The sequence below is a fragment of the Allobosea sp. GW823-FHT02B03 genome, assembly GCF_058797755.1.
The window spans coordinates 395,061-422,016 of the sequence record NZ_JBXAJY010000004.1 but is presented as its reverse complement, the minus strand read 5'-3'; the positions used below and the strand labels follow the sequence as shown (position 1 = coordinate 422,016).

Annotated in this window: 23 protein-coding genes; 12 read left to right on the top strand and 11 right to left on the bottom strand. The window is 66.7% G+C overall.

Annotation, left to right across the window (positions count from 1 at the left end):
* The first annotated feature begins 389 nt into the window (after positions 1-389).
* The 3 genes from AC1REK_RS15590 (at position 390) to serA (ending at position 4,503) form a co-directional block, all read left to right on the top strand.
* On the top strand, positions 390-1,430 hold the full coding sequence (locus AC1REK_RS15590; RefSeq protein WP_492269344.1) for a DUF2806 domain-containing protein: 1,041 nt from the start codon (positions 390-392) through the stop codon (positions 1,428-1,430).
* An 84-nt stretch (positions 1,431-1,514) separates the two neighbouring features.
* Positions 1,515-2,693 (top strand): phosphoserine transaminase, encoded by a 1,179-nt coding sequence (locus AC1REK_RS15585; RefSeq protein WP_492269345.1) that lies wholly within the window; start codon positions 1,515-1,517, stop codon positions 2,691-2,693.
* Between the two features lie 220 nt (positions 2,694-2,913).
* Positions 2,914-4,503: a phosphoglycerate dehydrogenase gene (gene serA / locus AC1REK_RS15580; RefSeq protein WP_316021530.1), complete on the top strand. Its 1,590-nt coding sequence runs from the start codon at positions 2,914-2,916 to the stop codon at positions 4,501-4,503.
* A gap of 47 nt (positions 4,504-4,550) precedes the next feature.
* Here serA and AC1REK_RS15575 read toward each other — a convergent pair whose 3' ends face one another.
* Positions 4,551-5,390 (bottom strand): N-acetylmuramoyl-L-alanine amidase, encoded by an 840-nt coding sequence (locus AC1REK_RS15575; RefSeq protein ID WP_492269346.1) that lies wholly within the window; start codon positions 5,388-5,390, stop codon positions 4,551-4,553.
* Positions 5,391-5,968: 578 nt separating this feature from the next.
* Here AC1REK_RS15575 and bla point away from each other — a divergent pair.
* Positions 5,969-6,961 carry a class A beta-lactamase gene (gene bla / locus AC1REK_RS15570; RefSeq protein ID WP_492269347.1) on the top strand — a complete coding sequence of 331 codons (993 nt, stop codon included), beginning with the start codon at positions 5,969-5,971 and terminating at the stop codon, positions 6,959-6,961.
* A gap of 50 nt (positions 6,962-7,011) precedes the next feature.
* On the opposite strand, the gene AC1REK_RS15565 is transcribed toward bla, so the two are convergent.
* Positions 7,012-7,917, bottom strand: coding sequence for a DMT family transporter (locus AC1REK_RS15565; protein WP_327520903.1), 906 nt, complete (start codon positions 7,915-7,917; stop codon positions 7,012-7,014).
* 113 nt (positions 7,918-8,030) lie between these two features.
* On the opposite strand from AC1REK_RS15565, the gene AC1REK_RS15560 reads away from it, so the two are divergent.
* Positions 8,031-8,912 (top strand): type 1 glutamine amidotransferase, encoded by an 882-nt coding sequence (locus AC1REK_RS15560; protein WP_492269348.1) that lies wholly within the window; start codon positions 8,031-8,033, stop codon positions 8,910-8,912.
* A 114-nt stretch (positions 8,913-9,026) separates the two neighbouring features.
* Here the strand turns inward: AC1REK_RS15560 and AC1REK_RS15555 are convergent, their stop codons facing one another.
* Positions 9,027-9,629 carry an NAD(P)H-dependent oxidoreductase gene (locus AC1REK_RS15555; protein ID WP_492269349.1) on the bottom strand — a complete coding sequence of 201 codons (603 nt, stop codon included), beginning with the start codon at positions 9,627-9,629 and terminating at the stop codon, positions 9,027-9,029.
* A 77-nt stretch (positions 9,630-9,706) separates the two neighbouring features.
* Between AC1REK_RS15555 and AC1REK_RS15550 the strand changes: the two genes are divergently transcribed.
* From AC1REK_RS15550 to AC1REK_RS15540, 3 genes are all read left to right on the top strand, one after another.
* Entirely contained in the window at positions 9,707-10,315 is a 609-nt protein-coding gene (locus AC1REK_RS15550) for a TetR/AcrR family transcriptional regulator (RefSeq protein WP_492269350.1), read from the top strand.
* A gap of 83 nt (positions 10,316-10,398) precedes the next feature.
* Positions 10,399-12,021, top strand: a complete 1,623-nt coding sequence (locus AC1REK_RS15545; RefSeq protein ID WP_492269351.1) for an ABC-F family ATP-binding cassette domain-containing protein — start codon at positions 10,399-10,401, stop codon at positions 12,019-12,021.
* A 180-nt stretch (positions 12,022-12,201) separates the two neighbouring features.
* Positions 12,202-13,890: a mucoidy inhibitor MuiA family protein gene (locus tag AC1REK_RS15540; RefSeq protein WP_492269352.1), complete on the top strand. Its 1,689-nt coding sequence runs from the start codon at positions 12,202-12,204 to the stop codon at positions 13,888-13,890.
* Between the two features lie 165 nt (positions 13,891-14,055).
* On the opposite strand, the gene AC1REK_RS15535 is transcribed toward AC1REK_RS15540, so the two are convergent.
* Together AC1REK_RS15535 and AC1REK_RS15530 are read right to left on the bottom strand one after the other, a co-directional pair.
* Positions 14,056-15,267: an amidohydrolase gene (locus AC1REK_RS15535; protein ID WP_316019327.1), complete on the bottom strand. Its 1,212-nt coding sequence runs from the start codon at positions 15,265-15,267 to the stop codon at positions 14,056-14,058.
* 193 nt (positions 15,268-15,460) lie between these two features.
* Positions 15,461-16,039: a tyrosine phosphatase family protein gene (locus AC1REK_RS15530; protein ID WP_327520897.1), complete on the bottom strand. Its 579-nt coding sequence runs from the start codon at positions 16,037-16,039 to the stop codon at positions 15,461-15,463.
* Positions 16,040-16,521: 482 nt separating this feature from the next.
* Between AC1REK_RS15530 and AC1REK_RS15525 the strand changes: the two genes are divergently transcribed.
* Together AC1REK_RS15525 and AC1REK_RS15520 are read left to right on the top strand one after the other, a co-directional pair.
* The gene (locus AC1REK_RS15525) at positions 16,522-17,814 is read left to right on the top strand and encodes an adenylosuccinate synthase (protein WP_492269353.1); all 1,293 of its coding nucleotides are present in this window, start codon (positions 16,522-16,524) and stop codon (positions 17,812-17,814) included.
* 31 nt (positions 17,815-17,845) lie between these two features.
* Positions 17,846-19,075: a histidine kinase gene (locus AC1REK_RS15520; RefSeq protein WP_492269354.1), complete on the top strand. Its 1,230-nt coding sequence runs from the start codon at positions 17,846-17,848 to the stop codon at positions 19,073-19,075.
* A 16-nt stretch (positions 19,076-19,091) separates the two neighbouring features.
* Here AC1REK_RS15520 and AC1REK_RS15515 read toward each other — a convergent pair whose 3' ends face one another.
* The 3 genes from AC1REK_RS15515 to AC1REK_RS15505 form a co-directional block, all read right to left on the bottom strand.
* A complete protein-coding gene (locus AC1REK_RS15515) occupies positions 19,092-19,451 on the bottom strand; it encodes a type II toxin-antitoxin system VapC family toxin (RefSeq protein ID WP_492269355.1) in 360 nt (119 codons plus the stop codon).
* The gene (locus tag AC1REK_RS15510; RefSeq protein WP_492269356.1) at positions 19,448-19,645 is read right to left on the bottom strand and encodes a type II toxin-antitoxin system VapB family antitoxin; all 198 of its coding nucleotides are present in this window, start codon (positions 19,643-19,645) and stop codon (positions 19,448-19,450) included. Before AC1REK_RS15510 ends, AC1REK_RS15515 begins: the two co-directional genes overlap by 4 nt.
* 80 nt (positions 19,646-19,725) lie before the next feature.
* Complete coding sequence (locus AC1REK_RS15505) at positions 19,726-21,348, bottom strand: peptide chain release factor 3 (protein WP_492269357.1); 1,623 nt, start codon at positions 21,346-21,348, stop codon at positions 19,726-19,728.
* Positions 21,349-21,521: 173 nt separating this feature from the next.
* On the opposite strand from AC1REK_RS15505, the gene AC1REK_RS15500 reads away from it, so the two are divergent.
* Positions 21,522-23,198 (top strand): methyl-accepting chemotaxis protein, encoded by a 1,677-nt coding sequence (locus AC1REK_RS15500; RefSeq protein ID WP_492269358.1) that lies wholly within the window; start codon positions 21,522-21,524, stop codon positions 23,196-23,198.
* 15 nt (positions 23,199-23,213) lie between these two features.
* Here AC1REK_RS15500 and AC1REK_RS15495 read toward each other — a convergent pair whose 3' ends face one another.
* Positions 23,214-24,068: a LysR family transcriptional regulator gene (locus tag AC1REK_RS15495; protein WP_492269359.1), complete on the bottom strand. Its 855-nt coding sequence runs from the start codon at positions 24,066-24,068 to the stop codon at positions 23,214-23,216.
* A gap of 87 nt (positions 24,069-24,155) precedes the next feature.
* Here AC1REK_RS15495 and AC1REK_RS15490 point away from each other — a divergent pair, with 87 nt between their 5' ends.
* Positions 24,156-25,205, top strand: coding sequence for a carbon-nitrogen hydrolase family protein (locus AC1REK_RS15490; RefSeq protein WP_492273803.1), 1,050 nt, complete (start codon positions 24,156-24,158; stop codon positions 25,203-25,205).
* Here the strand turns inward: AC1REK_RS15490 and AC1REK_RS15485 are convergent.
* Together AC1REK_RS15485 and AC1REK_RS15480 are read right to left on the bottom strand one after the other, a co-directional pair.
* A complete protein-coding gene (locus AC1REK_RS15485) occupies positions 25,202-25,963 on the bottom strand; it encodes an ABC transporter permease (protein ID WP_066478225.1) in 762 nt (253 codons plus the stop codon). The two genes, AC1REK_RS15490 and AC1REK_RS15485, sit on opposite strands and share 4 nt — an antisense overlap.
* Before the next feature lie 11 nt (positions 25,964-25,974).
* Positions 25,975-26,901 (bottom strand): ABC transporter ATP-binding protein, encoded by a 927-nt coding sequence (locus tag AC1REK_RS15480; RefSeq protein WP_492269361.1) that lies wholly within the window; start codon positions 26,899-26,901, stop codon positions 25,975-25,977.
* Between the last annotated feature and the right edge of the window lie 55 nt (positions 26,902-26,956).

The window sequence follows — 26,956 nt, the reverse complement described above, 5'->3', positions numbered from 1 at the left end:
ACAGCTGCGACGACATACGAGAATGCAATCAAGAGATAGGCCATCTGAAGAAGCGTCACCACGACCTCCGTTAAGTTCGCGGCTATCCATGTATCGCCATCCTTTCCCGGATTCTCAGGCAATCGGTGTCCGATTCCTGGCTAATCGTGCCGAGCAGCCCGTCCAGCGATCGCTCGAGCCTCCCGTCATAGTTGGGCCTGCCCCGACCATCCACGCCTTGCAACGCCAATGGCAGGTGAACCGGCGCAAGGCGCTCGGATGGTCAATCGAAGCGTTGCATAGACATGGATGGTCGCCACAAGGGCGACCATGACAGTGGGCGCTTCTGGCTGTTGCAGTTATCGTTGCTGCACTTCATCTTACCACAATCAGGGGACAAGGGCGGCTGAATGAAGAGCGATCATTTGGATCAAGAGACCTCGCTCTCAGCAGACATCACGCCCACAGGGGTCAACGCGAAAGCAAAAAGCCGCGCCATAGCGGCGTTTGACCGCCTTGTAGGCAATATTATTGAGGTGGTGAATGCCCCTTTAGAAGCCAAGAACGCTGAACGTCGAGCGATTAGCCACTCGCATGCGGAAATTATTCAAGCGCTAGGAAAGGCCACCGCGGACCGCATCGTCAGTGACTCAGCCTTCGCCGAGGAGGCTCTTAGAGCGCAGCTCAAATCAACGACCACCAAGCTTGAAAATAAAAAATTGGTCTTATCCATAGCTTTTGATGACCTTCAAAGAAATCCGCCCTCGAAAGAGCAATCGGTATCTGGAAAGGAGTCACTGGACGAGGAATTTCTTTGCCGATTTGAGAGATACGCTGAAGATGCAAGCGACGAGCAACTTCGGATAAAATGGGGAAAAATTCTCTCTTCGGAAATAAAATCTCCGGGATCAATCTCCCGAAAAGCTATGCGGATTTTGGATGAAATGGACAATGAGACTGCCATATTATTTGAATCTATTTGTAAAAACAGAATTGATGACACGATACCAAAATGCCTTTCTGGAGAAATTCGTTTTGATGCTTTAGCAAAACTTGTATCTGCTGAAGTAATAATTGATCCAGGATTAACGGGACAGATTTCACTATTTACTGAAACAATTGACGATCAAGGAACAGAGCTTTGGATTAAGCATCACGATCGCGCATCAGTGGCATACGAAAAAATTGTCACATTTATAGCTCAAAGCAATCGCAATATTGCACCATTAATTGGACACGAAAGAGGCCCTGCTGTTCCAGTCTATATTCTAACCGAATCGGGCGAAAAAATTGCATCAATATTTGATGATAACTTCGAATATGCCTGGAGCAATTTTCTAGACGCTCTTTCTAAGTACATTACTCCCAATGAAGTTCGAGAATACAAAAAAAATAGCGACAATACCTTAAAGATTACGAGGCGTTTAAAACAAGCAGAACAGGCACCTTGACTCCCCCCGCCCCTCCATCCTACCCCCGTCGACGGGACACGCCTCCCCACCGAGGCGCGCCCATCTGTAAGGATGGAGACATCGATGGCGAATACGATTCCGGCAGCGCGCCCGCGCGTGCCCAATTTCTCGTCCGGCCCCTGCGCCAAGCGCCCCGGCTGGACCCTCAAAGCCCTCAGTGACGCGCCGCTCGGCCGCTCGCACCGCGCCAAGATCGGCAAGGACAAGCTCAAGCTCGCGATCGACCTGACCCGCGAGGTTCTGCAGGTCCCGGCCGATTACCGCATCGGCATCGTGCCCGCTTCCGACACCGGCGCCATGGAAATGGCGATGTGGTCGATGCTCGGCGCGCGCGGCGTCGACATGCTGGCCTGGGAGAGCTTCGGCTCCGGCTGGATCACCGATGTCGTCAAGCAGCTCAAGCTGCAGGATGTCCGCCTGTTCGAGGCGCCCTATGGCGAGCTGCCGAATCTGAAGAAGGTCGACACCAAGAACCGCGACGTCGTCTTCACCTGGAACGGCACCACCTCCGGCGTGCGCGTCGCCGACGCCAGCTGGATCGCCGATGACCGCGAAGGCCTGACGATCTGCGACGCGACCTCGGCCGCCTTCGCCCAGCGCCTCGATTGGCCCAAGCTCGATGTCGTCACCTTCTCCTGGCAGAAGGTGCTCGGCGGCGAAGGCGCGCACGGCATGATCATCCTTTCACCGCGCGCCGTCGAACGGCTCGTGACCTACAAGCCGGCCTGGCCGCTGCCAAAAGTCTTCCGCATGACCTCGGGCGGCAAGCTCTCCGAGGGCATCTTCGTCGGCGAGACCATCAACACCCCGTCCATGCTCTGCGTCGAGGACTATATCGACGCGCTGGAATGGGCGAAGAAGGTCGGCGGGCTCGACGGCCTGGTGAAGAAGGTCGAGGGCAATGCCCGCGTCCTCGCCAAGTTCGTGCGCGAGAACGACTGGATCGACTTCCTCGCGGTGAAGCCGAAGACGCGTTCGAACACCTCGGTGTGTCTCAAGTTCACCGACCCGGCCGTGACCGCGCTGCCGGCCGACCAGCAGGCGGCCTTCGCCAAGCAGGTGGTCTCGATCATCGAGAAGGCCGGCGCCGGCTACGATCTCGGCCATTACCGCGACGCCCCTCCGGGCCTCCGCATCTGGTGCGGCGCCACCGTCCAGAGCCGCGATCTCAAGGCGCTGCTGCCCTGGATCAGCTACGCCTTCAACGAGGCCAAGGCTTCGCTGGGCAAGAAGGCGGCCTGAGGCGCTTCGCCCTGTCATTCCGGGGCGCGGGCTCTCGCCCGCGAACCCGGAACCCAGGACCGGGCGAGCCCTCGCCACCGCTTCATCCAGAACCGCAGCGTCGTACCCCGTCATGGGTTCCGGGTTCGGCTTCGCCGCCCCGGAATGACAGGCGGGGTCCCCTCCCCCTCTCAGCGCCGAAACGCTCCTCGTGCAGCGCGGCGCCGCCGGAGCCATCCCCATGACCGCCCCCAAAGTCCTGATTTCGGACGCCCTCTCCCCCGCCGCCGTGCAGATCTTCCGGGATCGCGGCATCGACGTGACCTTCGATCCGGCCCTCGGCAAGGACAAGGACAAGCTCGCCGCCGTGATCGGCGACTATGACGGCCTCGCCATCCGCTCGGCGACCAAAGCCACCGCAAAGCTGCTCGCCGAGGCGAAGAACCTCAAGGTGATCGGCCGCGCCGGCATCGGCGTCGACAATGTCGAGATCCCCGCCGCGACGGCGCGCGGCATCATCGTGATGAACACGCCCTTCGGCAATTCGATCACCACCGCCGAGCACGCCATCGCCATGATGTTCGCGCTCGCCCGCCAGATCCCCGCCGCCGACCTCTCCACCCAGGCCGGGAAGTGGGAGAAGAATCGCTTCATGGGCGTCGAGATCACCGCCAAGACGCTCGGCCTGATCGGCTGCGGCAATATCGGCTCGATCGTCGCCGAGCGCGCCATCGGCCTGCGCATGCGCGTCATCGCCTTCGACCCCTATCTCTCGCCGGAACGGGCGGTGCAGCTGGGTGTCGAGAAGGTCGAGCTCGACGAGCTCCTGAAGCGCGCCGACTTCATCACCCTCCACGTCCCGATGACCGAGAAGACCAAGAACATCCTCTCGGCGGAAAACCTCGCCAAGACCAAGAAGGGCGTGCGCATCATCAACTGCGCCCGCGGCGGCCTCGTCGACGAGGCGGCGCTGGCCGAGCTGATCAAGTCCGGCCATGTCGCCGGCGCCGCCTTCGACGTGTTCTCGGCCGAGCCGGCCGAGACGAACCCGCTCTTCGGTCTGGACAATGTCGTCTGCACGCCGCATCTCGGCGCGAGCACCAACGAGGCGCAGGAGAATGTCGCCCTGCAGGTCGCCGAGCAGATGAGCGACTATCTGCTCAAGGGCGCGATCACCAATGCGGTGAACTTCCCCTCGATCTCGGCCGAGGAAGCGCCGCGGATCAAGCCCTTCGTCGACCTCGCCGAGAAGCTCGGCTCCTTCCTCGGCCAGCTCACCGAGGCGCAGGTCAAGGGCATCCGCATCGAGTACGAAGGCGCGGTCGCCAAGCTGAACCTGAAGGCGATCTCGGCCGCCGCGATCACCGGCGTGCTGCGCCCCTTCCTGCCGGAGATCAACATGGTCAACGCGACCATGATCGCCAAGGAGAAGGGTATCGTCGTCGAGGAGCTGACCCGCGAGGTCGCCGGCAATCTCGAAAGCGTCATCCGCATCGTCGTCGAGGCGCAGGACATGCCGCGCCATGCCTCCGGCACCGTCTTCCATGACGGCAAGCCGCGCATCATCGAGATCCGCGACATCCAGGTCGACGCCGAGTTCGCGCCGCACATGCTCTATGTCCGCAATGCCGACAAGCCGGGCTTCATCGGCCAGTTCGGCTCCGTGCTCGGCGAGGCCGGCGTCAATGTCGCGACCTTCAATCTCGGCCGCGACAAGCCGGGCGGCGACGCGATCTGCTATGTCGCCGTCGACGAGGCGATCTCGGACGCGCTGCTCGCCCGGATCCACGAGATCCCGATGGTCAAGCGGGCGCGGCGGCTGAAGTTCTGAGGCAGGGCGAAGCCCGCCGCCGGCGAGGCTGCGGGCCTCACCCGACCTCAGCTTTCATACAGGAAGCCGCCATGCACCCAGCCCGAGAAATCGGGCTGGCCGGCGGCATTCAGCACCGAGACGAAGCGCCATTGCCCGGACGCTTCGTGGACGATCACCTCCGTGCCGTCCGGCAGCGGCTGCGGGCGCAAGGCGGGATGCTCCATGCCGGCGCCCGCGCGGATGTTGAGCCCGGTCGGCGAGCGGACGATCCAGGTCGGCGGACCAGTATCATCGCGCCCCAGCACCTTCGCCCTGAACGAGTTCATGTTCCAGGCCGGTCCGGGATCCGATTTGCGCCCAGGCGAGATGTCGTCATGGCCGATGATCTCGTCTATGGCGTATTCGACGCAGATCGCCCGCGCCGCCTCCAGCGTCGCTTTGACCTGCGCCTCTGTGAAGGTTTCCCAGCCGCCATTGGGCGTGCCGAATTTGTGCCTGGCCTCGATCACCTTGCCGGCATCGACTGCTGCGTCGGTCCACGACACCCAGCCTGATCCTGTGCGTCGCAACGCACCCCAGTTTTCGATCTCGATGCCGATCGCGTGCTGGTTGAGCCCCTCGTAATAGCGGCCGGTCTTGTCGGTCCAGCGACTTCTGCCGGCATGCCAACCGACGACGTTGAACGGAACGCATTGGGTAATGGCGCCGCTGCGGCTAATCACCAGATGCGCCGAGACCCTGGCGGACGGCTTGGCGAAGTAGCTGGGAATATCGGCGCCGGGGCCGCTCGCCGTGAAATGGATCAGCAGGAATTTCGGCGCGAGCGCGCCGCCGATGTTGGGCGATCTGACGAATGGGACATTGCTGGCGCCGCTTGCCAGCTTGTGGTTCCTGACCTTGTACACGACACGCTCCCCCTTGCGCCGCGCAGCCCGCGGCCGGCTATTTCAGCTTGTCGAACAGCTTGAGCGTCTGGGGCCCGAGGCGTCGCGGGCCCGGGCGAGATCCGCCGCCCACCTCTTGCGCCACCCCATGGGGTTATGCCGGCAGCGTTTGCGCGAATTGCCTCGCGCTAGGACTGCGAGCGTCCTGTCGAGCTCAGATGGCCGGCCTGCCCCGGCGGCAAAGCACGGACCTCGCTGGAACGGCAGGCTCGACCTTTCGAGCCGACGCTCAGAGGGCAAGGGTGCACTTCCGGCACATCTGGCCTCGACCACGCCAGCGCGCCGACGCAGCGATGCGACACGCCTGATTGCGCCCGTGATGAAAGCGAGCGTGCCCACTCCGCCTCTCCTGCCGGATGCGGTGTCGACGGCCGCCCGGTCGAAGAGAGGCCCGATGCAATCATTGATTATGAAACAGGGGAAACATCTATCATAGGTTGCATTTAACCACAACCGCCACTTTGGCGGCTGGCATGTCCTCGACGCTCCCATTCGCGCCGCAATCGCCCCGTCCTGTGGCGGCCGACATGGAGACACTGATGCTGCGTACCGCCACCTTCGCCCTCGCCTGCCTTGCCGCCTCGCCCGCCTTCGCCGACTGGGACAGGGCCAAGCTCGATGCCGGGATCAAATCCATCGAGCAGGCGGCGAAAGGGCGCCTCGGCGTCGCGCTTCTCGATCTGAAGGACCGCAAGAGCTGGTCGCATCGCGGCGCCGAGCCCTTCCCGCTGCAGAGCGTGTTCAAGCTGCCGCTGGCGGTCGCGGTGCTGCAGGCGGTCGAGGCCGGCAAGTTCAAGCTCGACCAGAAGATCACCGTCACCCGCAACGATCTCTCGCTCTATCACAGCCCGCTCGCCAAGGCCTTCAAGGGCGAACGCAACGAATACGCGCTGCGCGACCTCCTGATCCGCTCGACGGGCGACAGCGACAACACCGCCGCCGACCTGCTGCTGCGCCTGATCGGCGGCCCGCAGGTGTTGACGGCGATGCTGAAGGATGGCGGCGTCCCAGGCATCTCGGTCGACCGCTATGAGCGCGTCTTCCAGCCGGAGATCCTCGGCCTGCCCGGCTATGCCTGGGACAAGCCAATCGACACCGCCGCCTTCTACAAGGCGATCCAGGCGATCCCGGCCGCAGAGCGCCGCAAGACGCTGGAGGCGACGCTGAAGGACAAGCGCGACGCGGCCAGCCCCGATGCCTCGGCCGCTTTCCTCGAAGCACTTGCCAAGGGCAACTGGCTGCGCGAGCCCGCGCACACTACCCTGCTCGAGAAGATCATCCTGGAGACCAAGAGCGGGCCGCAGCGCATCCGCGCCGGCCTGCCCGACGGCGCGCGCTTCGCCCACAAGACCGGACTCGGACCGAGCGCCGACGGCCTCAACCACGCCACCAACGATATCGGCATCGTCACCCTGCCGGACGGCCGCCGCTTCGCCATCGCGGTCTACCTCGCCGGTTCGCAGGCGAGTGTCGAGGCCCGCGAGGCCGCCCATGCAGCGGTCGCGCGGCTTACGGTGGAAAGCCTGCGCTAGAACCCGTTCCGATCAGACTGATCCAATCTGATCGGATCCGGCTCTAAGGCTCAGCGCTTGCGCTCGGCGATCCAGATGCCGCCGAGCACCAGCGCCAGCGCCAGCGCGTGATAGAGCGCGAGCTGCTCGCCGAGGATCGCGACGGCAAGCAGCGGTGCGAACACCGGGACCAGGTTGACGAAGACGCCGGCGCGGCCGGGGCCGATCAATTCGATCGCCCGCATGAAGAAGAGCTGCGACGCCATCGAAGGGCCGAGCACCACATAGATCAGGATCAACCAGCCGGTCAGCGTCGGCCAATAGGCCTGGCCGGCGGCGATCTCGGCCGCGAGCAGCGGCAGCGAGACCAGGCAGGCGACCATCGCCATAGCCGTGAAGAAGATCAGCCCGGGCATCGGCGGGCGCGTGCGGATGCCGACGGTGTAGCCGGCATAGAGCAGGCAGGCGATGATCATCCAGAGATCGCCCGGCACGAAGCTGAGCTGCAGCAGGGTGTGCCAGTCGCCGCGGCTCGCCGTGACCAGCACGCCGATGATGGTGACGGTGACGCCGAGCGCCTGCAGCCCGCCGATCGGCGTGCGGAAGGCGAGGAAGGCGCCGAGCAGCACGAAGACCGGGATCGAGCCCTGCAGAATGCCGATGTTGATCGCGGTCGTCGAATAGGCCGCGATGTACATCAGCGTGTTGAAGGCGGTGAAGCCGAAGGCGCCGAGCAGCGTGACCTTGAGCCAGTTCGCCTTCAACACCGGCCAGTGCTCGCGCAGCCCTTGCCGGAACAGGTACGGCATGACGGCACAGACCAGGACCCAGCGCAGCGAGGTCAGGGTCATCGGTGCGATCTGGCCGACGGCGAGCCTGCTTGCCACCGCGTTGCCCGCCCAGAGTAAGGTGGTCAGCGTCAGCAGCAGATAGGCATTGGCCCAGATGCGCTGCGGAAGGGAGGCGGCCGGCTGCAAGATGCGCGATCCTCATATCTGCGGAGCGCCTGCATAGCCTTGCACAGGGCGCTTCTCCTATGAGAGGAGGCGCAACGCAGCCCGTCGCCGGACGCAAACGTCCCGAGGAAGCCATGAACGTGTTCAACCCCAAACCGCTCCGCGTCCTCGTCGTCGATGGCTACAAGCGCGAACAGCGCGAGGAGTATGCGCGCGACAGCGGCGCAACGCCCGGCGAAGCCTACGCAGCCGAGCTCCGGCGGATCGAGCCGTCGCTGGTCACGGATATCTGCCTGCCCGCCGACGAAGGCGCCAATCTGCCTGACGGTACCGGTCTCTCCTCCTATGACGGCATCGCGCTCACCGGTTCGTCGCTACACATCCACAGCCCGGAACCGGCGGTGACCCGGCAGATCGAGCTGATGCGGGCGATCTATCAGAGCGGCACACCCTGTTTCGGCTCCTGCTGGGGCATCCAGATCGCGGCGGTCGCTGCCGGCGGCACAGTCGCGCTCAACCCGAACGGGCTCGAGATCGGCTTCGCGCGCCGCATCGCCAAGACGGCAGCCGGCGCTTCGCATCCATTGCTCGCCGGCCGCCCCGCTGCCTTCGATGCGCCGGCGATCCATTTCGACAGCATCGTCGCCCCGCCTGCCGACGCCACCATCCTCGCCTCGAACGCGATGAGCCCGATCCAGGCTGCCGAATTCCGCCGGGATGGCGGCACCTTCTGGGGCGTGCAGTACCATCCCGAATTCTCGCTGCGCCTGATCGCCACGATCCTGCGGCGGCATAGCAAGGTGCTGATCGAACGCGGCTTTCGCCGCGACGAGGCCGACACGGAAAGCTGGCTCGCCGATCTCGACGCGCTCGACGCCGAGCCGACCCGCCGCGATCTTGCCTGGGCGCATGGGCTGGACGAAGAAGTTCTCGATCCGATCAAGCGGGTGACCGAGCTCAGCAACTTCCTGGAGATGCGGGTAAAGCCAGGGGCGAGCCTGCGCGGGCGCGCTTGATACCCTCATGCTCGCCCTTGTGGCGAGCATCCACGTCTTGAACACGACGTTCGACTAGCGAAGCAAAGACGTGGATGGTCGGGACAAGTCCGACCATGACGAGCAAATGCACACCTACGCCGCTACAGCGGCTTCGTTTGCCGCCTCGAACACCTTGCTACCGAGCGCCCGCGCCGTATCGAGATGCTCCGACATCTCCGGCACCGGCAGCAACAGCTCGGAGGTCACGACCGGCGCGCCGCAATAGCCGAAGATGCCGTGGTCGATCTGCGTCTTCATCGCGCTGAGATAGCCATGCCGCTCATAGGTCCGCATGGTGGCGCCCCCGATCCCGACGAGATGGATCGGCAGATGCCCCAGCTTCTTGACTGTCTGCAGGTCAGCCCCTTCGTCATAGGCCCAGCCATTGGCGAAGACGCGCTCGATCCAGCCCTTCATCAGCGCCGGCATCGACCACCAGTAGACCGGATAGACCAGCACCAGCGCATCGGCCCGGTCGATCCGCGCCTGCTCGAAGGCGATGTCGGCGGGCTGGGCGATCTCGCGGCGATGAACGGCGAGATCACTCATCGAGAAACGCGGGTCGAACCCTTCCTTGGCGAGATCGGCGATCTCGACGCTATGGCCGGCACTGGAAACGCCTTCGGCGAGCGCCTGCGTCACGGCCTGGCTGAGCGAAGCGGGATCGGGATTGGCGACGACGACGAGGGCATGCATGCGCTCTCTCCTGCGGTGATTGCGATCGGGCGGATGTCGTTATATACTTTTAGTAAATTACTTTTGGTATATAAGACATGTCAAGCCAGAATGCCGAACAGCCGCGCCGTCAGCGCCTGACGCGCGAGGACCGCCAACGCCAGCTTATCGAAACCGCCTGGCGGATCGTCGGTGACGAGGGCACTGACGCCCTGACGCTCGGGCGCCTGGCCGAGCGGGCGGGCGTCACCAAGCCGGTGGTCTACAGCCACTTTCCGACCCGCAGCGCCCTGTTGATCGCGCTCTATCGCGACTTCGACATGCGGGAATACGCGATCATGGAGGCCGCGCTCGAAAGCAGCGAGGCGAGCCTCGCCGGCAAGGCCGGGGCGATCGCCTCCTCCTATGTCGACTGCGTCCTGACCCAGGGGCGCGAGATCCCCGGCGTCATGGCGGCGCTCGCCGGCTCGCCCGAGCTCGCCGCGGTCAAGCGCGACTGCGACCTGATCTTCCTGGAGAAATGCCGGGCCCTGCTCGCGCCCTTCGCCGCCGGCGGGACGATCCCGACCGCGGGCTTACGCGCCATGCTCGGCGCCGCCGAAGGGCTGTCGCACGCCGCCGCGACGCAGGAAATCGGCGCCGACGAGGCGAAGCGCGAGCTGTTCGAGACGATCAGCGCCATGGTCGCGCGCAGCGCAAAGGGCTGATCCGGCACGCTACGGGGTTCCGCGCGCGTCCCTCAGCCTGTAAACGCGCGGCAACTCCAGATCTTGAAAACCTCCCGGACCCCATGATTCGCCTCGAAAGCATCGGCAAGCAGAACGGCCGCCAGATCATCTTCATCGAGGCCTCGGCCGCCTTGCAGAAGGGCGAGAAGATCGGCCTTGTCGGCCCCAACGGCGCGGGCAAGACCACGCTGTTCCGGATGATCACCGGCGAGGAACTGCCGGATGAGGGGCAGGTCGCGGTCGATCGCGGCACCACGATCGGCTATTTCAGCCAGGATGTTGGCGACATGGCCGGCCGCAGCGCCGTCTCCGAGGTGATGGACGGCGCTGGCCCGGTCAGCTCCGTAGCGGCCGAGCTGAAGGAGCTCGAGACGGCGCTCGGCGATCCCGACCGCGCCGACGAGATGGAGGCGCTGATCGCCCGCTATGGCGAGGTGCAGGGCCGCTTCGAGGAGCTCGACGGCTACGCGCTCGACGGCCGCGCCCGAGAGGTGCTGGCCGGGCTCGGCTTCACTCAGGAGATGATGGACGGCGATGTCGGCGCGCTTTCCGGCGGCTGGAAGATGCGCGTCGCCCTCGCCCGCATCCTCCTGATGCGGCCCGACGCCATGCTGCTCGACGAGCCGAGCAACCATCTCGACCTCGAAAGCCTGATCTGGCTGGAGAGCTTCCTCAAGGGCTATGACGGCGCCCTGCTGATGACCTCGCACGACCGCGAGTTCATGAACCGCATCGTCGGCAAGATCATCGAGATCGATGGCGGTACGCTGACCAGCTATTCCGGCGATTACGAATTCTACCAGCAGCAGCGGGCGCTCGCCGAAAAGCAGCAGCAGGCGCAGTTCGAGCGCCAGCAGGCGATGCTCGCCAAGGAGATCGCCTTCATCGAGCGCTTCAAGGCCCGCGCCTCGCATGCCGCGCAGGTCCAGAGCCGCGTCAAGAAGCTCGACAAGATCGACCGGGTCGAGCCGCCGCGCCGTCGCCAGACCGTGCAGTTCGAGTTCCAGCCGGCGCCGCGCTCCGGCGAGGACGTGGCGACGCTGAAGAACATCCATGTCCGCTATGGCAGTCGCAGCATCTATGAGGGGCTCGACTTCCAGGTGCGGCGCAAGGAGCGCTGGTGTGTGATGGGCGTCAACGGCGCCGGCAAGTCGACCCTGCTGAAGCTGATCGCCGGCTCGTCCAAACCCGATGACGGCTCCGTCGCCATCGGCGCCAGCGTCAAGATGGGCTATTTCGCCCAGCACGCCATGGAGCTGCTCGACGGCGACGCCACGGTCTTCGAATCGCTGGAGGGCTCCTTCCCGCAGGCAGGCCAGGGCTCGCTGCGGGCGCTCGCCGGCTGCTTCGGCTTCTCGGGCGACGATGTCGAGAAGCGCTGCCGCTTCCTCTCGGGCGGCGAGAAGGCACGGCTCGTCATGGCCAAGATGCTCTACGATCCGCCGAATTTCCTGGTGCTCGACGAGCCGACCAACCATCTCGACATCGCCACCAAGGAGATGCTGATCACGGCGCTGGCCCAGTACGAGGGCACCATGCTCTTCGTCAGCCACGACCGCCATTTCCTGGCGGCGCTCTCGAACCGCGTGCTCGAGCTGACGCCGGACGGCGTCCACCTTTATGGCGGCGGCTACACCGAATATGTCGCCAGCACCGGCCAGGAGGCGCCGGGCCTGCGCAGCTGAGTGCGGCCGAAAGGCTTCCTGACGTAGCGAAAACCGTCCTGGCGGCGGCAAGGGCCTGCCATCGTCGCCGGCCGGTGGTCGTGCCCTACCGGCGCCTTTCCACCTTCCGGCTCAATTCCGCCCTCGCCGCGCCGAAATCCCTCGGGCAAATCGCGGCCGCGTGATTTGTCGGGGGACAGCATGATGATGAAGACCGGACTGGCCGCAGCCTTGATTTTCGCACCGGGCCTCGCCGGCGCCTCCGAGGTCGAGCTCGCCTCTAAGATCGACCGCGTCACCGTCTACCCGGACGGAGCCCTGGTCACCCGCCTCGGCAAGGCGTCGCTTCTGCAGGGCGTCTCGCAGATCGTGCTGCGCGGCCTGCCGGCGGGCATCGACCCCGCCTCGATCCGGGTCGAGGCGCAGGGCGATGGCCCCTTCGCGATCGGCTCCGTCGATGTCCGCCAGGTTCCCGGCGAGGCGCGCCCCGCCATCGACGCCGCCCTCGAAGGCAAGATCAGGACCCTACAGGGCGAGAAGGCCGCTCTGGAGGGACAGGTCAGCGCCGTCGAGGCCAAGCGCGCGACGATCGAGAATTTCGGCAAGACCGGCCCCGACAAGCTCGGCCCCGACGGCAAGGCGCTGCCGGTCGGCGACTGGCCGGCGATCTTCGATGCGATCGGCACCGCTCTGGTCAAGGTCCAGGGCGAGTTGCTGACCCTGCGCAACCGCATCGCCGATGCCGAGGCCGAGATCGCGGCACTGGAAAAGGCCCGCCCGCACGGCGCGCGCGCCGGCCAGCCCAGGCGCGAGGTCGCCATCGCCGTCGAGGCGAAGGCGCCGGTCGCGGCCGAGATCGCCGTCAGCTACCGTGTCTCGGGCGCGAGCTGGCTGCCGGTCTACGAGGCGAGGCTCACCACCGGCAACTTGAATGGTGGCGCCGAGATCGCCTTCACCCGCCGTGCCGAACTGCGCCAGCGCACCGGCGAGGACTGGAGCGAGGTCGCTGTGGAGCTATCGACGACTCGCTCAGCGCAGGGCACGCGGGCACCGGAGCTCAACCCGCTGCGCATCGCCTTCTACGAGCCGCCGGTGGTCTACGAGGAGCGCGCGCGGGCCCTGCGGCAGGAATCCGAACGCGCCGCCCGGCCGCCCGCTCTGGCGATCGCCCCCGCCCCCGCCGCGCCCGAACCCGCCGCCGACGCCCTCCAGAAGCAGCAGGCCGAGGTCCAGACCGCCAGCGTCAGCGCCGGTGCCTATCAGGCGAGCTTCATCGTCCCGGGCCGGGTCTCCATCCCGCCGGACGGCTCCAGCAAGGCAGTCGTGCTGACGCAAGGCAAGGTCAGGCCGGAGCTCTCGGCCCGCGCCACGCCGGAGCTGGAGGAGAAGGCCTATCTCGAAGCCAGCTTCAGCCATGAGGACGAGGCGCCGCTGCTGGCCGGCGAGGTCTATCTCCACCGCGACGGCGCCTATATCGGCAAGGGACGCCTCCGGCAGGTCGCGCCGGGCGACAAGGTCGAGCTCGGCTTCGGCGCCGATGACCGCCTCAAGGTGACGCGCGTGCCGGTGCGCCGGCGCGAGAACGATTCCGGCTGGCTCGGCGCAACCCGCACCGACCAGCGCGAGTTCAAGACGGTGGTGAAGAGCCTGCACGCCCAGCCGGTCAAGCTGACCGTGACCGAGCGGGTGCCATTCTCGGAGAACAGCGCCATCACGGTGGAACTGCTATCGCAGAGCACGCCGCCGACCGAAAAGCAGGTCGGCGACAAGCGCGGCGTCTCGGCCTGGAGCTTCGAGCTCGCTCCCGGCGCGCAGAAGGAGATCCGCCTCGCCTACCGGATCAAGTATCCCGGCGACCGCGAGGTCGTCTTCGACCAGACGCGGCGGTAGCTCGCTCCCTTCTCCCCTTGCGGGAGAAGGTGCCCCGAAGGGGCGGATGAGGGGTCGCGCAGGTCTACCCGTCATGCTCGCCCTTGTGGCGAGCATCCACGTCTTGAACACCGCATTGCTTGAGGGAAGACGTGGATGGTCGGGACAAGCCCGACCATGACGGTGTCACTCCGCCGCGACGGCCTGCCAGCCCTGGCCGAGTTCCTGCTCGACGAGGCCGACCCAGTAGCGCACGCCGGTCGGGATGATCGCGTCGTTGAAGTCGTAGAGCGGGGTGTGCAGGCCCTTGAAGGAGCCATCCGCCTCGACGCCGTTGCCGATGCGCATGAAGGCGCCGGGGCAGACCAGCATCATCTCGGCGAAGTCCTCGCCGCCCGTGCCACGCAGCATCTGACCGTTGACATGCGCGGGATCGACGGCGGACGAGGCCGCTGCGACCGCGACCTTCACCTGCTCGGCCGCGTTGACCAGCGGGCTGGTGCCGCGATGGTAATGGGCGTCCGCCTCGCAGCCCCAGGCCTGCGCTGTCGCAGCCGCGAGCTCGGCGATGCGCCGCTCCACCAGAGCCCGCACATCCTGCGAATAGGTCCGCGCCGTGCCGCCGATGACCAGTTCGGAGGGAATGACGTTCGAGGCGTTCTCGTCGCCGCCATGGATGAAGCCGACGCTGATCACGGCCGTGTCGAGCGGCGCGACATTGCGGCCGATGATGCCCTGCAGGCCGAGCACGAAATGCGCCTGCGCATAGGTGATGTCGGTCGAGCGATGCGGCTGCGAGCCGCCATGACCGCCGACGCCGCGGAAGGTCACCCGCCACGAATCGGCCGCCGCCAGGAAGGGGCCGACCGCCGTGCCGAAATGCGAGGCCGGCACGCCCGGCGTGTTGTGCAGGCCGTAGATGGCGTCGCAGGGGAAGCGCTCGAACAGCCCGTCCGCGAGCATGGCATTGGCGCCGCCGCGGCCCTCCTCGGCCGGCTGGAAGATCAGGTTGACCGTGCCGCCGAAATCCCGGTTTTCGGCAAGATAGCGCCCGGCGGCGAGCAGCATGGTGGTATGCCCGTCATGGCCGCAGGCATGCATCCGGCCGGGAAACTTCGAGGCATGCGGCAGCCCGGTCAGCTCCTCGAGGGCGAGGCAGTCCATGTCGGCCCGCAGGCCGATGGCGCGCTGGCCCGGCCCCTTGCCGCGGATGACGCCGACGACACCGGTCTGGCCGATATTCTCGGTGACCTCGACGCCCCATTCGCGCAGCTTGTCGGCGACGAGCTTGGCCGTGCGATGCTCTTCCAGGCCGAGCTCGGGATGGGCGTGGATGTCGCGGCGGATCGCCGTGAACTCGGCATGGTTTTGGCCGAGCCAGTCGTCGAGCTTCGTCATGGTCGCGTTCCCCTTGCCGGCGGCGTTCTTCTGCAGGCATGGCTCATGCCATCGCCAGCCACCGTCCCTTGAATTCATAGGGCCGATCGCCGCCATCTCCCTCTGCGGCAACGGCAAAACCGCCATGCTTCTCGGGACTGGCCAGCGGCCGAAGCCGGCGAGCTCTGCCGGCTCTGACAGGGAACGAGCGTACTCAGCCCGCCATCTCGATCTCGGCGCTGCGGCCGAGATCGGCCATCCACTGGCGGTAGCGCGGCTGGGCCTCGAGCTGGTGGGCATAATGCCGGCGCAGCGCATCGGTGAGCCGGCCGCCGCGCTTCAGCGCCTGGTCGGCGAAGCCGATCATCACCGAGTTCGGCCAGGCCTGCGGCCGGATCGCCCGCAGCCGCGCGAACAGTGCGTCCTCGCCCTCATCGGCATGGACCTGCGCGATCAGCGACAGCATCGCCGCGGTCGAGCGCGAGATGCCCATATGGCAATGCACGAGCAGGTGCCCCTCCTGCCGCTTCAGCGCGGACTCGCGCAGCTTGGCGCCGAAGTCGAGGATTTCGTCGACATGCGCCTCGGTGGGATGCACGCGGCCTTCCTGCGGCGTGATGATGTCGTGGAAGCGCAATGTCGTGCGCTCATGCGCGTCATAGGCCACGAAGGACTGCAGCTCCGGCAGATCCGGATCGAGCAGCGAGAGCACATGGCTGACGCGGCGCTGGCTCTGCGCCGGCAGTTCCTCGATCCCGCAGATGGTCAGCGTCGAAATGGCGATCGGTTGCATCGTTGGCGGGCCCCAAGGTGACGGATGGCGCCGGGTTAATCCTCCCCGCCCGCCCCCGCAACAGCGATAACCGCAGGGCTGCCCTTCGTCCGTCGACGCGAGCACAGGTCAAGCGCGGAACCGCGGAGCGGGACGAGGCTGCGACGGGGGCGACCAAACGTCGCCCTCATATGGCCAGCCACCGCGCAGCCGCAGGCGGAAGCGGCAAGCGGCCGGGCCAGTTCTTTCCCCGGCTTTCCCGGTCTCAGCCTTGACCTTGCCATGCTCTTGGAGGAAGAGGGGTTGCAAGGACCTCCCCGAAACCCCGGCCTTGCGCCGGGGTTTTCGTTTGTGCGGGCGCTTTGCGCCGGTGTGCTTTCGCTTTGGCCCGAATCGGCCGGACGATGGGATTTCGCGCCGGCCCAACCTGGAGCATGGTCCGGTTGCGGAAGTGATCCCACTTCCGCGGAACGGGCTTCGGCAGCGAGAGAAAGGTCACCACCATGGCGAACGTGGTCGTGGTCGGCGCCCAGTGGGGCGACGAGGGCAAGGGCAAGATCGTCGACTGGCTGTCGAGCCAGGCCGATGTGGTCGTCAGGTTCCAGGGCGGCCATAATGCCGGCCATACGCTCGTCATCGACGGCGTCGTCTACAAGCTCTCCTTGCTGCCGTCCGGCATCGTGCGCCCGGGCAAGCTTTCGGTGATCGGCAACGGCGTCGTCGTCGACCCCTGGCACCTCGTCGAGGAGATCGCCCGGCTGCGCGCCCAGGGCGTCGAAATCTCGCCTGCGAATCTGCGGGTCGCCGACAATGCGACCCTGATCCTGCCGCTGCATCGCGAGCTCGACCATTTCCGCGAGACCTCGAACACCACGCTGAAGATCGGCACGACCAAGCGCGGCATCGGCCCGGCCTATGAGGACAAGGCCGGCCGCCGGGCGATCCGCGTCATCGACCTCAAGGACCGCACCGTTCTCGAAGCCAAGATCGAGCGGCTGCTGGCGCATCACAACGCGCTGCGCCGCGGGCTCGGCATCGCCGAGGTCGACGGCGCCGAGCTGCTCGCGCAGCTGACCGAGATCTCCGCGCAGATCCTGCCCTATGCCGACACGGTATGGGCCCTGCTGGACGCCGAGCGCCGCGCCGGCAAGCGCATCCTGTTCGAGGGCGCGCAGGGCGCCCTGCTCGACGTCGACCACGGCACCTACCCCTTCGTGACCTCCTCCAACATCGTCGCCGGCCAGGCTGCGACCGGCTCCGGCCTCGGCCCGTCCGCCGTCGGCTATGTGCTGGGCATCGCCAAGGCCTACACCACCCGCGTCGGCGAAGGCCCCTTCCCCACCGAACTCTTCGACGAGATCGGCGAGCTGATCGGCCAGAAGGGCAAGGAATTCGGCGTCGTCACCGGCCGCAAGCGGCGCTGCGGCTGGTTCGACGCCTGCCTCGTCCGCCAGACCGTCAAGACCTCCGGCATCGACGGCATCGCGCTGACCAAGCTCGACATCCTCGACGGCTTCAAGGAGATCAAGGTCTGCACCGGCTACCGCCTCGACGGTCAGGTGCTCGAGCATCTGCCGGCCGGCCAGAGCGACCAGGCCCGCGTCGAGCCGATCTACGAGACCATTCCCGGCTGGGAAGGCTCCACCGCCGGGGCCCGCTCCTGGGCCGAGCTGCCGGCCCAGGCGATCAAGTATGTCCGGCGCATCGAGGAGCTGATCGGCGCCTCGGTCTCCGTGCTTTCGACCAGCCCGGAGCGCGACGATACGATCCTGGTCCAGAACCCGTTCGAGGGTTGACGGACCGGGACAACACGGACATTTGAGGCCAATGGCCGATTTTCACCCCATTCTGGCGCGGGCGATCGCCGGGCTGACCGACAAGTCGCCCGAGGCGCGCCGGGCGGTCTATGACCGTGCCCGCGCCGCCCTGCTCGCCCAGCTGCGCAGCCTCGACCCGCCGCTCTCCGAAGCCGACATCACCCGCGAGCGGCTGTCACTCGACGAAGCGGTCTCGCGCATCGAGGCGGAGATCGCGCTCGCCGAAGCGATCGAGCCGAGCTTCCCGCCGCAGCCGTCGGGCGAGCGGCGCAGCGCCGAGCCGACGCCGCCCGCAAGGCCGGAGCCGCAGGCGGAGCGCCCCGCTCCAGTCCCAGCCGCAGCCGACGAAGCCCGCTTCGAAGAGCCGCCGCTGCGCGAGGAAACCGCGCCGATCCGCCCCCGCGTCGCCCCGCCGCGCGCGCGCAGCGTCAATCCGGGCCACATCCGCACCGCGGTCGTCGGTGTCGGCGTCGCGCTTGCCGTCGCGGTGATCGCGGGCGCCGCCTACTACGTCAACAAGATCAATCCGCAGCCGGAGCAGACCGCCAGGCCGCGAACCGAGACGCCGGCCCAGCCGGCCCAGCCCGAGCATTCCGGCAAGATCAGCGAACGTGCCGGCACGCCCGAGACGCCGGCATCCCAGCCCGGCAATGCGCGCAGCGCCCCGGGCACGCCAGGCCAGACCAGCGACATCGCCGTCGCACAGCGCGCCGTGCTCTATATCGAAGTGCCCGAGGCGCCGCAGCAGCCGCGCACGGTGCCCGGCCGCGTCTTCTGGCGGCTCGACAGCGACACGGTCGGCCAGGGCCAGCCCGTCGAGACCATCGTGCGCGCGACCGTCGAGGTTCCCGATGCGGGGCTCGCACTGGACTTCACCATCCGGCGCAACACCGACCAGGCCTTCCCGGCCTCGCACATCATCGGCATGCGCTTCACCACCACCGGCGAGGCGGCGAGCGACGCGATCCGCGAGGTCGGCGTGCCGCAGTTCAAGACCGATGAGAGCGAGCGCGGCGCGCCGCTCTCGGCGATCGCCTCGGCGCTCGGCGAGAACCTGTTCGTGGCGGCGCTGTCGAACGTCCAGATCGAATCCGACCGCAATCTCGATCTGCTGCAGTCCAGGTCCTGGATCGACCTGCCGGTGCGCTTCGCCTCCGGCCGGCGCGGCATCATCACCTTCGAGAAGGGCGTCTCCGGCAACCAGACCATCGCCGACGCGCTCGCCCGCTGGCGCGGCTGAGGCCCCGCTCGGGCGTCTACCCGGTCGCCAGGCCGAGCTTCTCCGCGGCCGAAAGCAGCCTCTGGTCACGCGTCCAGAGGCCGGCCCCGGCCAGTCGCGCCGAGGCCAGGAGGTGGACGTCGACATAGCCGATCCCGAGCCCGTTCAGGCGCTCCCGCTCGACCAGAGCCATGATCTCGCCATGTGTCGCGACGGCAGCCTGGGGCAGCTCCTCCAAGATCTCGATGACCGCGCCGCGCCTTGCCAGCGAACCGAGCGCGATCTCGCCCACGACGAAGGGGTGCATGAGGACCTGATTGTCCGAGAGCAGCGCGATGAGCCGCGCCTCGCTCCGCCGCAGATGGTCGATCCAGACCGAAGTGTCAGCGAGGATCACGCCGCAGGCAGGCGGCGGCGTGGCGCGGCGCTGGCATCCGGGTCCGAGCCTCCCAGCTTTATCGCTCGTCTCGCCGCCTCGCGCTGGATGAGCGCGGTGAGCGCCTCGCGCAGCAGCATCGAGCGTTCAGTGATCCCCGTATAGGCCTGAGCCCTTTCGACGAGCTCATCGTCCAGAGTGACGGTCGTTCGCATCGCCTTCTCCACCGGCATCATTCATAGCATCAGATGATGCCATAATCCATGCCTGCAGCTGCCCCCGTCGGGTCGCGGCCTCAGCCGCCGGCGACCTTCTGGTAGTCCTTCACATCGGAGAAGCTGATGTCGGGCGCACGCTCGGCGTCGTATTTCAGCGTGAACTGCGACGAGGCCATGAACACCGGGTCGCCGTCGAGATCGTCAGCCATCGAGGACGGCTTCAGCGCGACGAATTTCTGCAGCGCCGCCTTGTCCTCGCTCGAGACCCAGCGCGCGATCGAGAACTGGCAGGGCTCGAAATCGACCGGCAGCGAGTACTCGACGTCCATGCGTTCCTTCAGCACGTCGAGCTGCAGCGCGCCGACGACGCCGACGATGGCGGGCGCCCCGTCATGCGGCAGGAAGAGCTGGACGACGCCCTCCTCCGCCATCTGCTGCAGCGCCTCGCGCAGCTTCTTGGCCTTCATCGCGTCCTTCAGCTTGACGCGGCGCAGGATTTCCGGCGCGAAGGAGGGCACGCCCTTGAAGATGATCTCCTCGCCCTCGGTCAGCGTGTCGCCGATGCGCAGCGTGCCGTGGTTGGGCAGGCCGACGATGTCGCCGGCATAGGCCTCCTCGGCGATCGAACGGTCGCGGGCGAAGAAGAACTGCGGCGCGTTGAGCGGCATCGGCTTGCCGGTGCGCACCAGCTTCGCCTTCATGCCGCGCGAGAGCTTGCCCGAGCAGACACGCATGAAGGCGATGCGGTCGCGATGGTTCGGGTCCATGTTCGCCTGGATCTTGAAGACGAAGCCGGTCATCTTCGGCTCGTCCGCCTCGACCGCGCGCTTGTCGGCGATCTGGGCACGCGGGCTCGGCGCATGGCGACCGAGCGCGTCGATCAGGTCGCGCACGCCATAGTCGCGCAGCGCCGCGCCGAAATAGAGCGGCGTCAGATGGCCCTCGCGGAAGGCCGCGAGATCGAACGGCTTTAGGCCCTCGCGCGCCAGGAAGACCTCCTCGCGCCAGCTGTCGACCGCGCCGTTCGGCAGGAGCTCGTCGAACAGCTTGTCGTCCTCGCCGGCGACGGGCGTGCCAGCATCGGTCTCGTCGCCCTTCTGGTTGCGGCGGAAGGTGTTCGAGGCGAAATCCAGCGTGCCGACGAATTCGCGCCCGCGCCCGACCGGCCAGGTCATTGGCGCGACGTCGAGCGCCAGCGTCGTCTCAATCTCGTTGATCAGGTCGAACGGGTCGCGCGTCTCGCGATCGACCTTGTTGATGAAGGTCACGATCGGAATGTCGCGCAGGCGGCAGACCTCGAACAGCTTCTTGGTGCGCGCCTCGATGCCCTTGGCGGCGTCGATCACCATGACGGCACTGTCGACCGCCGTAAGGGTCCGATAGGTATCCTCCGAGAAGTCCTCGTGGCCCGGCGTGTCGAGCAGGTTGAAGACATGCCCGCCATACTCGAAGGTCATCACCGAGGTCACGACCGAGATGCCGCGCTGGCGCTCGATCTTCATCCAGTCGGACGAGGTCTGGCGGCGTCCGGCCTTGGCCCTGACTTCGCCGGCGAGCTGGATCGCGCCGCCGAAATAGAGCAGCTTCTCGGTCAGCGTGGTCTTGCCCGCGTCCGGGTGCGAGATGATGGCGAAGGTGCGCCGGCGCGCATGGGGCGCCGCGGCAGCCGCCGCGCCGTCGATGGTCTGAAGATCGGTCATGGCGTGGTTGAGACAGGATGGCGGCGCCTGAGTCAATCGCCATGCACCTGCCCGATCAGGCGATTTCCGGTCGCTCGAACGTAATATTAACCAAACCCGGCTTGACTGCTCGACGGTTTCACGCCGCGCGCCAGGGGGAAAGTCGCGGCAGGCGCGCCCAAGAACCGATGGCCATGCTGCGCACGATATCGAGCCAGATCCTCGCGGCCGTGCTGCTGCTCGCCCTGGCGGCGGCACTCGCGATCGCCGTCGGCGTCCAGACGCTCGAACGCTATGCGATGATGACGCGGGAGATGCAGGCGGCCTCGCAGCGCGCCGCCATCGCAGAGCGCATCAACGGCCTGGTCAACGGCGCCGTGATGGAATCGCGCGGCATCTACATGAGCGCGGACGCTGCCGACGCCGAACGCTTCATTCCTTTGCTGCTGCAGGGGCTGCGCGAGATCGACGTGCTGATGCAGGACTGGCAGCCGCTGATCGGCTCCGGCGATCGCGACAGCTTCACGGCCGTGGCCAAGAGCGTCGAGGAGTTCATCGCCTTCCGCCGCGAGATCGTGCGCCTTGCGCGCACAGGCTCGATCGCGGCGGCCCGGGCGATGGGCGACGACGAGGCCAATCGCAACAATCGCAAGGCGCTCAACGAAACGCTCAAGCGCTTCGCCGGCAGCAACGATGCCCACAGCGCCTCCCTCGATACCGAACTCGTGCACATGCAGCAGAGCAGCTCGCGCCTGCTGATCGGCACCGGCGCCTTCGCCATCGCCGCGGGCCTGGCGCTTGCCCTGCTCATCGTCCAGCGCCGTATCGCCGGACCGCTGCTGCGGCTTGCGGCGACGATGCGGGCGCTGGCGGCGGCCGAGCCGGTGGAAGAGATTCCGCTGGTCGAGCGCGGCGACGAGATCGGCGACATGGCGCGCTCGGTCGCAGTCTTCCGCGACAATGCGCGCGCCCGCGCCCTGCTGGAAACCGCCGCTGCCGGCGACGAGGAGGCAAGGATCGCGCGCCAGCGGCGCATAGACGAGATCGTCGCGGCCTTCGACGCCAGGCTCGCCGGCGCGCTCCAGACCGTGGGCGGCGGCGTCCAGTCGCTGGAGAGCGCGGCACGCATGCTGAACGGCCTCGCCGTCGCCGCGACCTCCGAGATCGGCCGGGCCCAGTTCGCCTCGCAGGAGGCCTCGGGCAATGTCCAGCAGGTCGCGACCGCTGCCGAGAACCTGTCGGATTCGATCAGCGAGATCTCGGCCCGCGTCGCCCGCGCCAATGCGATGGTCGGCGGTGCCAGCGAGGAGGCGCTCGGCGCCAGCCGCCATGTCGGCAATCTCGCCCGCGCCTCCGAACAGATCGTCACCGTCATCGACCTGATCCGCGACATCGCCGAGCAGACCAATCTGCTCGCCCTCAACGCCACGATCGAGGCCGCCCGCGCCGGCGAGGCCGGGCGCGGCTTCGCCGTGGTCGCCGCCGAGGTGAAGACGCTGGCCAGCCGCACCGCCGAGGCGACCAACGGCATCGCCAGCCAGATCGAGGCCTTCCATGGCGAGGCCGAGGGCGCCGTCAGTGCGATCGGCACCATCACCCGCACGATGAGCGACGTCTCGCACCAGACCGGCGCCATCGCCGACGCGACCGAGGAGCAGCGCGCGACGACCTCCGAGATCGCCCGCAACGCCCAGGCGACCGCCCATGGCGCGGCGACCGTGGCGCAGCGGCTCGCCGGCGTCACCGCCGCCTCCGACGAGGCGATGCGCTCGGCCGCCGAGGTGCTGCGCACCGCCGAGAACCTCGCCCGCGAGGCGGCGACGCTGCGCGGCGAGCTCGACACCTTCTTCACGCAGATCAAGGCAGCCTGAGCGGACTGCGCCGGGCTACCCGCCGTGCAGTTCGCGAATGTTGCGGGCCAGCTCCAGGGCTGCGTCGCTTGCGCCGGCACGCGGTAGGTAAAGATTGATCAGGAAGTCGGTCAGCGGCGGAAGGCCGATCGACTCCTTTAGAACCGCCAGCGATTCCGGCACCGTCGAAGGCAGCATCGGCGAGACGGCGATATCGGCTTCGACCGGGGCGCAGATCGCTTCGAAACTCGCAACCTCGCAGACGCAGCGCCAGTCCCGTCCCGCGGCCGCCAGCGCCTTCAACGCGACCGGGCGATGCGGGCAGGTATCGTCGCCTGTCGAAAGCGGCAGCGGCTCGCGCAGATGGGCCGTTCCATTGCGCGCGCCGACCCAGCTTAGAGGCTCGACCCGCAACGTCTCGCCGCCTGTCGTGTCGGCGCTCTGGACGACGATTGCGAGATCGATCTCCCTGCGATCGAGCTGTTCGAGCAGGCGGCCGCTGCTATCGCAAACGATGACGACACGCACCTGTGGCCAGGCCCGATCGAAACGCCGCAGGATCGGCGTTCCGAACGGCCGCACGAGATCAGACGGCATGCCGAGCCTAACCTCGCCGGCGAAGGCAGGCCTGCCGATCGCCGCCCAGACCTCGTCGTTCTGGCGCAGCAGCTGACGCGCCTGCCCGATCAGTCGCTCTCCCTGAGGAGTCAGGTGGATGCCGGCGCGGCCCCGCTCGACGAGGCGACAGCCGAAGCTGTCCTCGAGCCGTTTCAGCTGAAGGCTGACCGCAGCCTGCGTCAGGTTGAGAAGGCGCGCGGCCGCCGTGATGCCGCCGGCTGCCACGACGGCATCGAAGGCACGCAGCAGGGCGATGTCGAGGTTTCGCGGCATCTGCCCCTCGATAACGGTCGCTTATGCCGGGAATAATGCAGTTTTGATTTCGTTATGTCAGCAGGCAGCTACCATCGTTTCGGAAACGTGTTCCAGGCAGCGCAATGGGAGACGGTCATGGCAGTCGAAGGGTGTTTCACGCTCGCGGCGATCCAGGCGCGCCAGATCCTGTTCGACCGCGACGCCGCGACGGAAAAGGCCTGCCGGCTGATCGCCGAGGCCGCGGTGGCCGGGGCCACGATCGCAGCGTTCGGCGAGGCCTGGCTTCACGGCTACCCGTTCTTCGCCGACGGGGAGTTCCGCCCGCTGAGCTGGCAGGCGATGGCTGAGTATCAGGCCAACGCCATCGAGATTCCCGGGCCGGCGACAGACCGGCTTTGCGCCGCCGCCAGGGAGGGCGGCATCGACGTGGTGATCGGTGTGGTGGAACGTGACACGGCGACGCTCGGGACCGTCTATTGCACGCTGCTCTTCATCGGACAGGAGGGGCGCATCCTCGGGCGGCACCGCAAACTCAAGGGCACGCATGTCGAGCGCGCCGTCTGGGGCGATGGCGATGCCGAGGGCCTGAGGGTGCACCAGCGCTCCTATGGCCGGATCAGCGGTCTGAACTGCTGGGAGCACAATCTCTTCCTGCCGGGGCAGGCCCTGGCAGCCCAAGGCACTCAGATACATGTCGCGGCCTGGCCAGGCCGGGAGCCCGCCCAGGCGCCGCGTTATCCCGACATCATCTGGCCGCGCCAGCACCTGCTCTCGCGTGCCTTTGCCTCGAAAGCGGCGTGCTATGTCATCTGCGCGGCCGGCATCCGGACGACCGCGGACGTACCCGAGCGCTACCGTGAGCTCGCTACCTATGAGCACACGGGCCAGAGCTGCATCATCGATCCCCGCGGCGAGATCATCGCCGGCCCGGCCGAAGGCGAGACCATCCTGCTCGCCGAAGGCTCGATGGAGGCCGTTCTCGCCGCCAAATCCGCAGTCGATGCCGGCGGCCACTATTCCCGCCCCGACTTGCTTCGACTCATCGTCGGGCAGGTTTCGCTCGAGGGGTCGGCACAGGACCGAGGCCAGACCGACTCCGCGCTTCGCTCACCATCAGGCGAGGACGGATGTGACGCCCTCGGGATCCGACCCTAGTTCTTCAGCCGGTAGCCGGTCTTGAAGATCCAGGCGATGACCGCGATGCAGGCGCAGAGGAAGACCAGCGTCATGGTCAGGCTGACGGCGATGCCGACATCGGCGAAGCCGAAGAAGCTCCAGCGGAAGCCGCTGATCAGGTAGACGACCGGGTTGAACAGCGTCACCGCCCGCCAGAAGGGCGGCAGCATGTCGATCGAGTAGAACGAGCCGCCGAGAAAGGCGAGCGGCGTCACGATCAGGAGCGGCACCACCTGCAGCTTCTCGAAACCATCGGCCCAGACGCCGATGATGAAACCGAATAGGCTGAAGGTCGTCGCGGTCAGCACCAGGAAGAGCAGCATCCAGAGCGGGTGCTCGATCTTGAGGGGCACGAACAGGAAGGCGGTGACGAGGATGATCAGGCCGAGCATCACCGATTTCGTCGCCGCCGCCGCGACATAGGCGAAGACCGCCTCCCACCAGGCGACAGGCGCCGAAAGCAGCTCGAAGATCGTGCCGGTGAACTTCGGGAAATAGATCGCGAAGGAGGCGTTGGCGATGCTCTGCGTCAGCAGCGAGAGCATGATCAGCCCCGGCACGATGAAGGCGCCGTAGGGCACCCCGTCGATCGCCTGCATGCGCGAGCCGATCGCCGCGCCGAAGACGACGAAATAGAGCGAGGTCGAGATCACCGGCGAGAGGATGCTCTGCAGGGGCGTGCGCCAGGTCCGCGCCATCTCGAACAGGTAGATCGCCTTGATCGCGTGCAGGTTCATGGTCGCGGCGCTCATGCGTTCGCCCTCAGAAGGCCGACGAAGATGTCCTCGAGCGAGGACTGGCTGGTCTGCAGGTCGTTGAAGCGGATGCCGGCCGCACCGAGATCGCTGAGCAGTGCCGTGATCCCGGTGCGCTCGGCCTTGGTATCGTAGCTGTAGACCAGCTCCGTGCCATCGGCGCGCAAGGTCAGCCCATGGCCCGCGAGCGCCTCGGGCACCGCGGCAAGCGGCGCCTGCAGATGCAGGGTGAGCTGCTTCTGGCCGAGCTTGCGCATCAGCTCCGCCTTGTCCTCGACCAGGATGATCTCGCCCTTGCTGATCACGCCGACCCGGTCGGCCATCTCCTCGGCCTCCTCGATGTAGTGCGTGGTCAGGATGATGGTGACGCCGCTGTCGCGCAGACGCCGCACCAGCTTCCACATGTCCTGGCGCAGTTCGACGTCGACGCCCGCCGTCGGCTCGTCGAGGAACAGGATCTGCGGCTCGTGCGCCAGCGCCTTGGCGATCAGCACGCGCCGCTTCATGCCGCCGGACAGCGTCATGATCTTGTTGTCGCGCTTGTCCCAGAGCGAGAGGTCGCGCAGCACCTGCTCGACGATTTCAGGGTTCTTCGGCTTGCCGAACAGGCCGCGGCTGAACGAGACCGTCGCCCAGACCGTCTCGAAGGCGTCGGTGGTCAGTTCCTGCGGCACGAGGCCGATGCGGCTGCGCGCGGCGCGGTAATCGGCGATGATGTCGTGACCGTCGGCGAGCACCGTGCCGGTGCTCGGATTGACGATGCCGCAGACGATGCTGATCAGCGTCGTCTTGCCGGCGCCGTTCGGCCCGAGCAGGGCGAAGATCTCGCCGCGCCTGATATCGAGCGTGACGCTCTTCAGTGCCTGGAAGCCCGAGGCATAGGTCTTCGAGAGACCGGAAATCTGGATGATCGGCTGCATGGCGGAACGCTGTTGGAGAGACAGGGCAATCGGGTGGAGGCGATGTCACGCAGCT

Excerpts from the sequence above, each read along its gene's own strand:
- AC1REK_RS15530 (WP_327520897.1), bottom strand. The coding sequence starts at position 16,039 with ATGCAACCGATCGCCATTTCGACGCTGACCATCTGCGGGATCGAGGAA.
- AC1REK_RS15585 (WP_492269345.1), top strand. The coding sequence starts at position 1,515 with ATGGCGAATACGATTCCGGCAGCGCGCCCGCGCGTGCCCAATTTCTCG.
- bla (WP_492269347.1), top strand. The coding sequence starts at position 5,969 with ATGCTGCGTACCGCCACCTTCGCCCTCGCCTGCCTTGCCGCCTCGCCC.
- AC1REK_RS15500 (WP_492269358.1), top strand. The coding sequence starts at position 21,522 with ATGCTGCGCACGATATCGAGCCAGATCCTCGCGGCCGTGCTGCTGCTC.
- AC1REK_RS15540 (WP_492269352.1), top strand. The coding sequence starts at position 12,202 with ATGATGATGAAGACCGGACTGGCCGCAGCCTTGATTTTCGCACCGGGC.
- AC1REK_RS15480 (WP_492269361.1), bottom strand. The coding sequence starts at position 26,901 with ATGCAGCCGATCATCCAGATTTCCGGTCTCTCGAAGACCTATGCCTCG.
- AC1REK_RS15560 (WP_492269348.1), top strand. The coding sequence starts at position 8,031 with ATGAACGTGTTCAACCCCAAACCGCTCCGCGTCCTCGTCGTCGATGGC.
- AC1REK_RS15485 (WP_066478225.1), bottom strand. The coding sequence starts at position 25,963 with ATGAACCTGCACGCGATCAAGGCGATCTACCTGTTCGAGATGGCGCGG.
- serA (WP_316021530.1), top strand. The coding sequence starts at position 2,914 with ATGACCGCCCCCAAAGTCCTGATTTCGGACGCCCTCTCCCCCGCCGCC.
- AC1REK_RS15510 (WP_492269356.1), bottom strand. The coding sequence starts at position 19,645 with ATGCGAACGACCGTCACTCTGGACGATGAGCTCGTCGAAAGGGCTCAG.
- AC1REK_RS15555 (WP_492269349.1), bottom strand. The coding sequence starts at position 9,629 with ATGCATGCCCTCGTCGTCGTCGCCAATCCCGATCCCGCTTCGCTCAGC.
- AC1REK_RS15520 (WP_492269354.1), top strand. The coding sequence starts at position 17,846 with ATGGCCGATTTTCACCCCATTCTGGCGCGGGCGATCGCCGGGCTGACC.
- AC1REK_RS15505 (WP_492269357.1), bottom strand. The coding sequence starts at position 21,348 with ATGACCGATCTTCAGACCATCGACGGCGCGGCGGCTGCCGCGGCGCCC.
- AC1REK_RS15535 (WP_316019327.1), bottom strand. The coding sequence starts at position 15,267 with ATGACGAAGCTCGACGACTGGCTCGGCCAAAACCATGCCGAGTTCACG.
- AC1REK_RS15525 (WP_492269353.1), top strand. The coding sequence starts at position 16,522 with ATGGCGAACGTGGTCGTGGTCGGCGCCCAGTGGGGCGACGAGGGCAAG.
- AC1REK_RS15590 (WP_492269344.1), top strand. The coding sequence starts at position 390 with ATGAAGAGCGATCATTTGGATCAAGAGACCTCGCTCTCAGCAGACATC.
- AC1REK_RS15495 (WP_492269359.1), bottom strand. The coding sequence starts at position 24,068 with ATGCCGCGAAACCTCGACATCGCCCTGCTGCGTGCCTTCGATGCCGTC.
- AC1REK_RS15550 (WP_492269350.1), top strand. The coding sequence starts at position 9,707 with ATGTCAAGCCAGAATGCCGAACAGCCGCGCCGTCAGCGCCTGACGCGC.
- AC1REK_RS15545 (WP_492269351.1), top strand. The coding sequence starts at position 10,399 with ATGATTCGCCTCGAAAGCATCGGCAAGCAGAACGGCCGCCAGATCATC.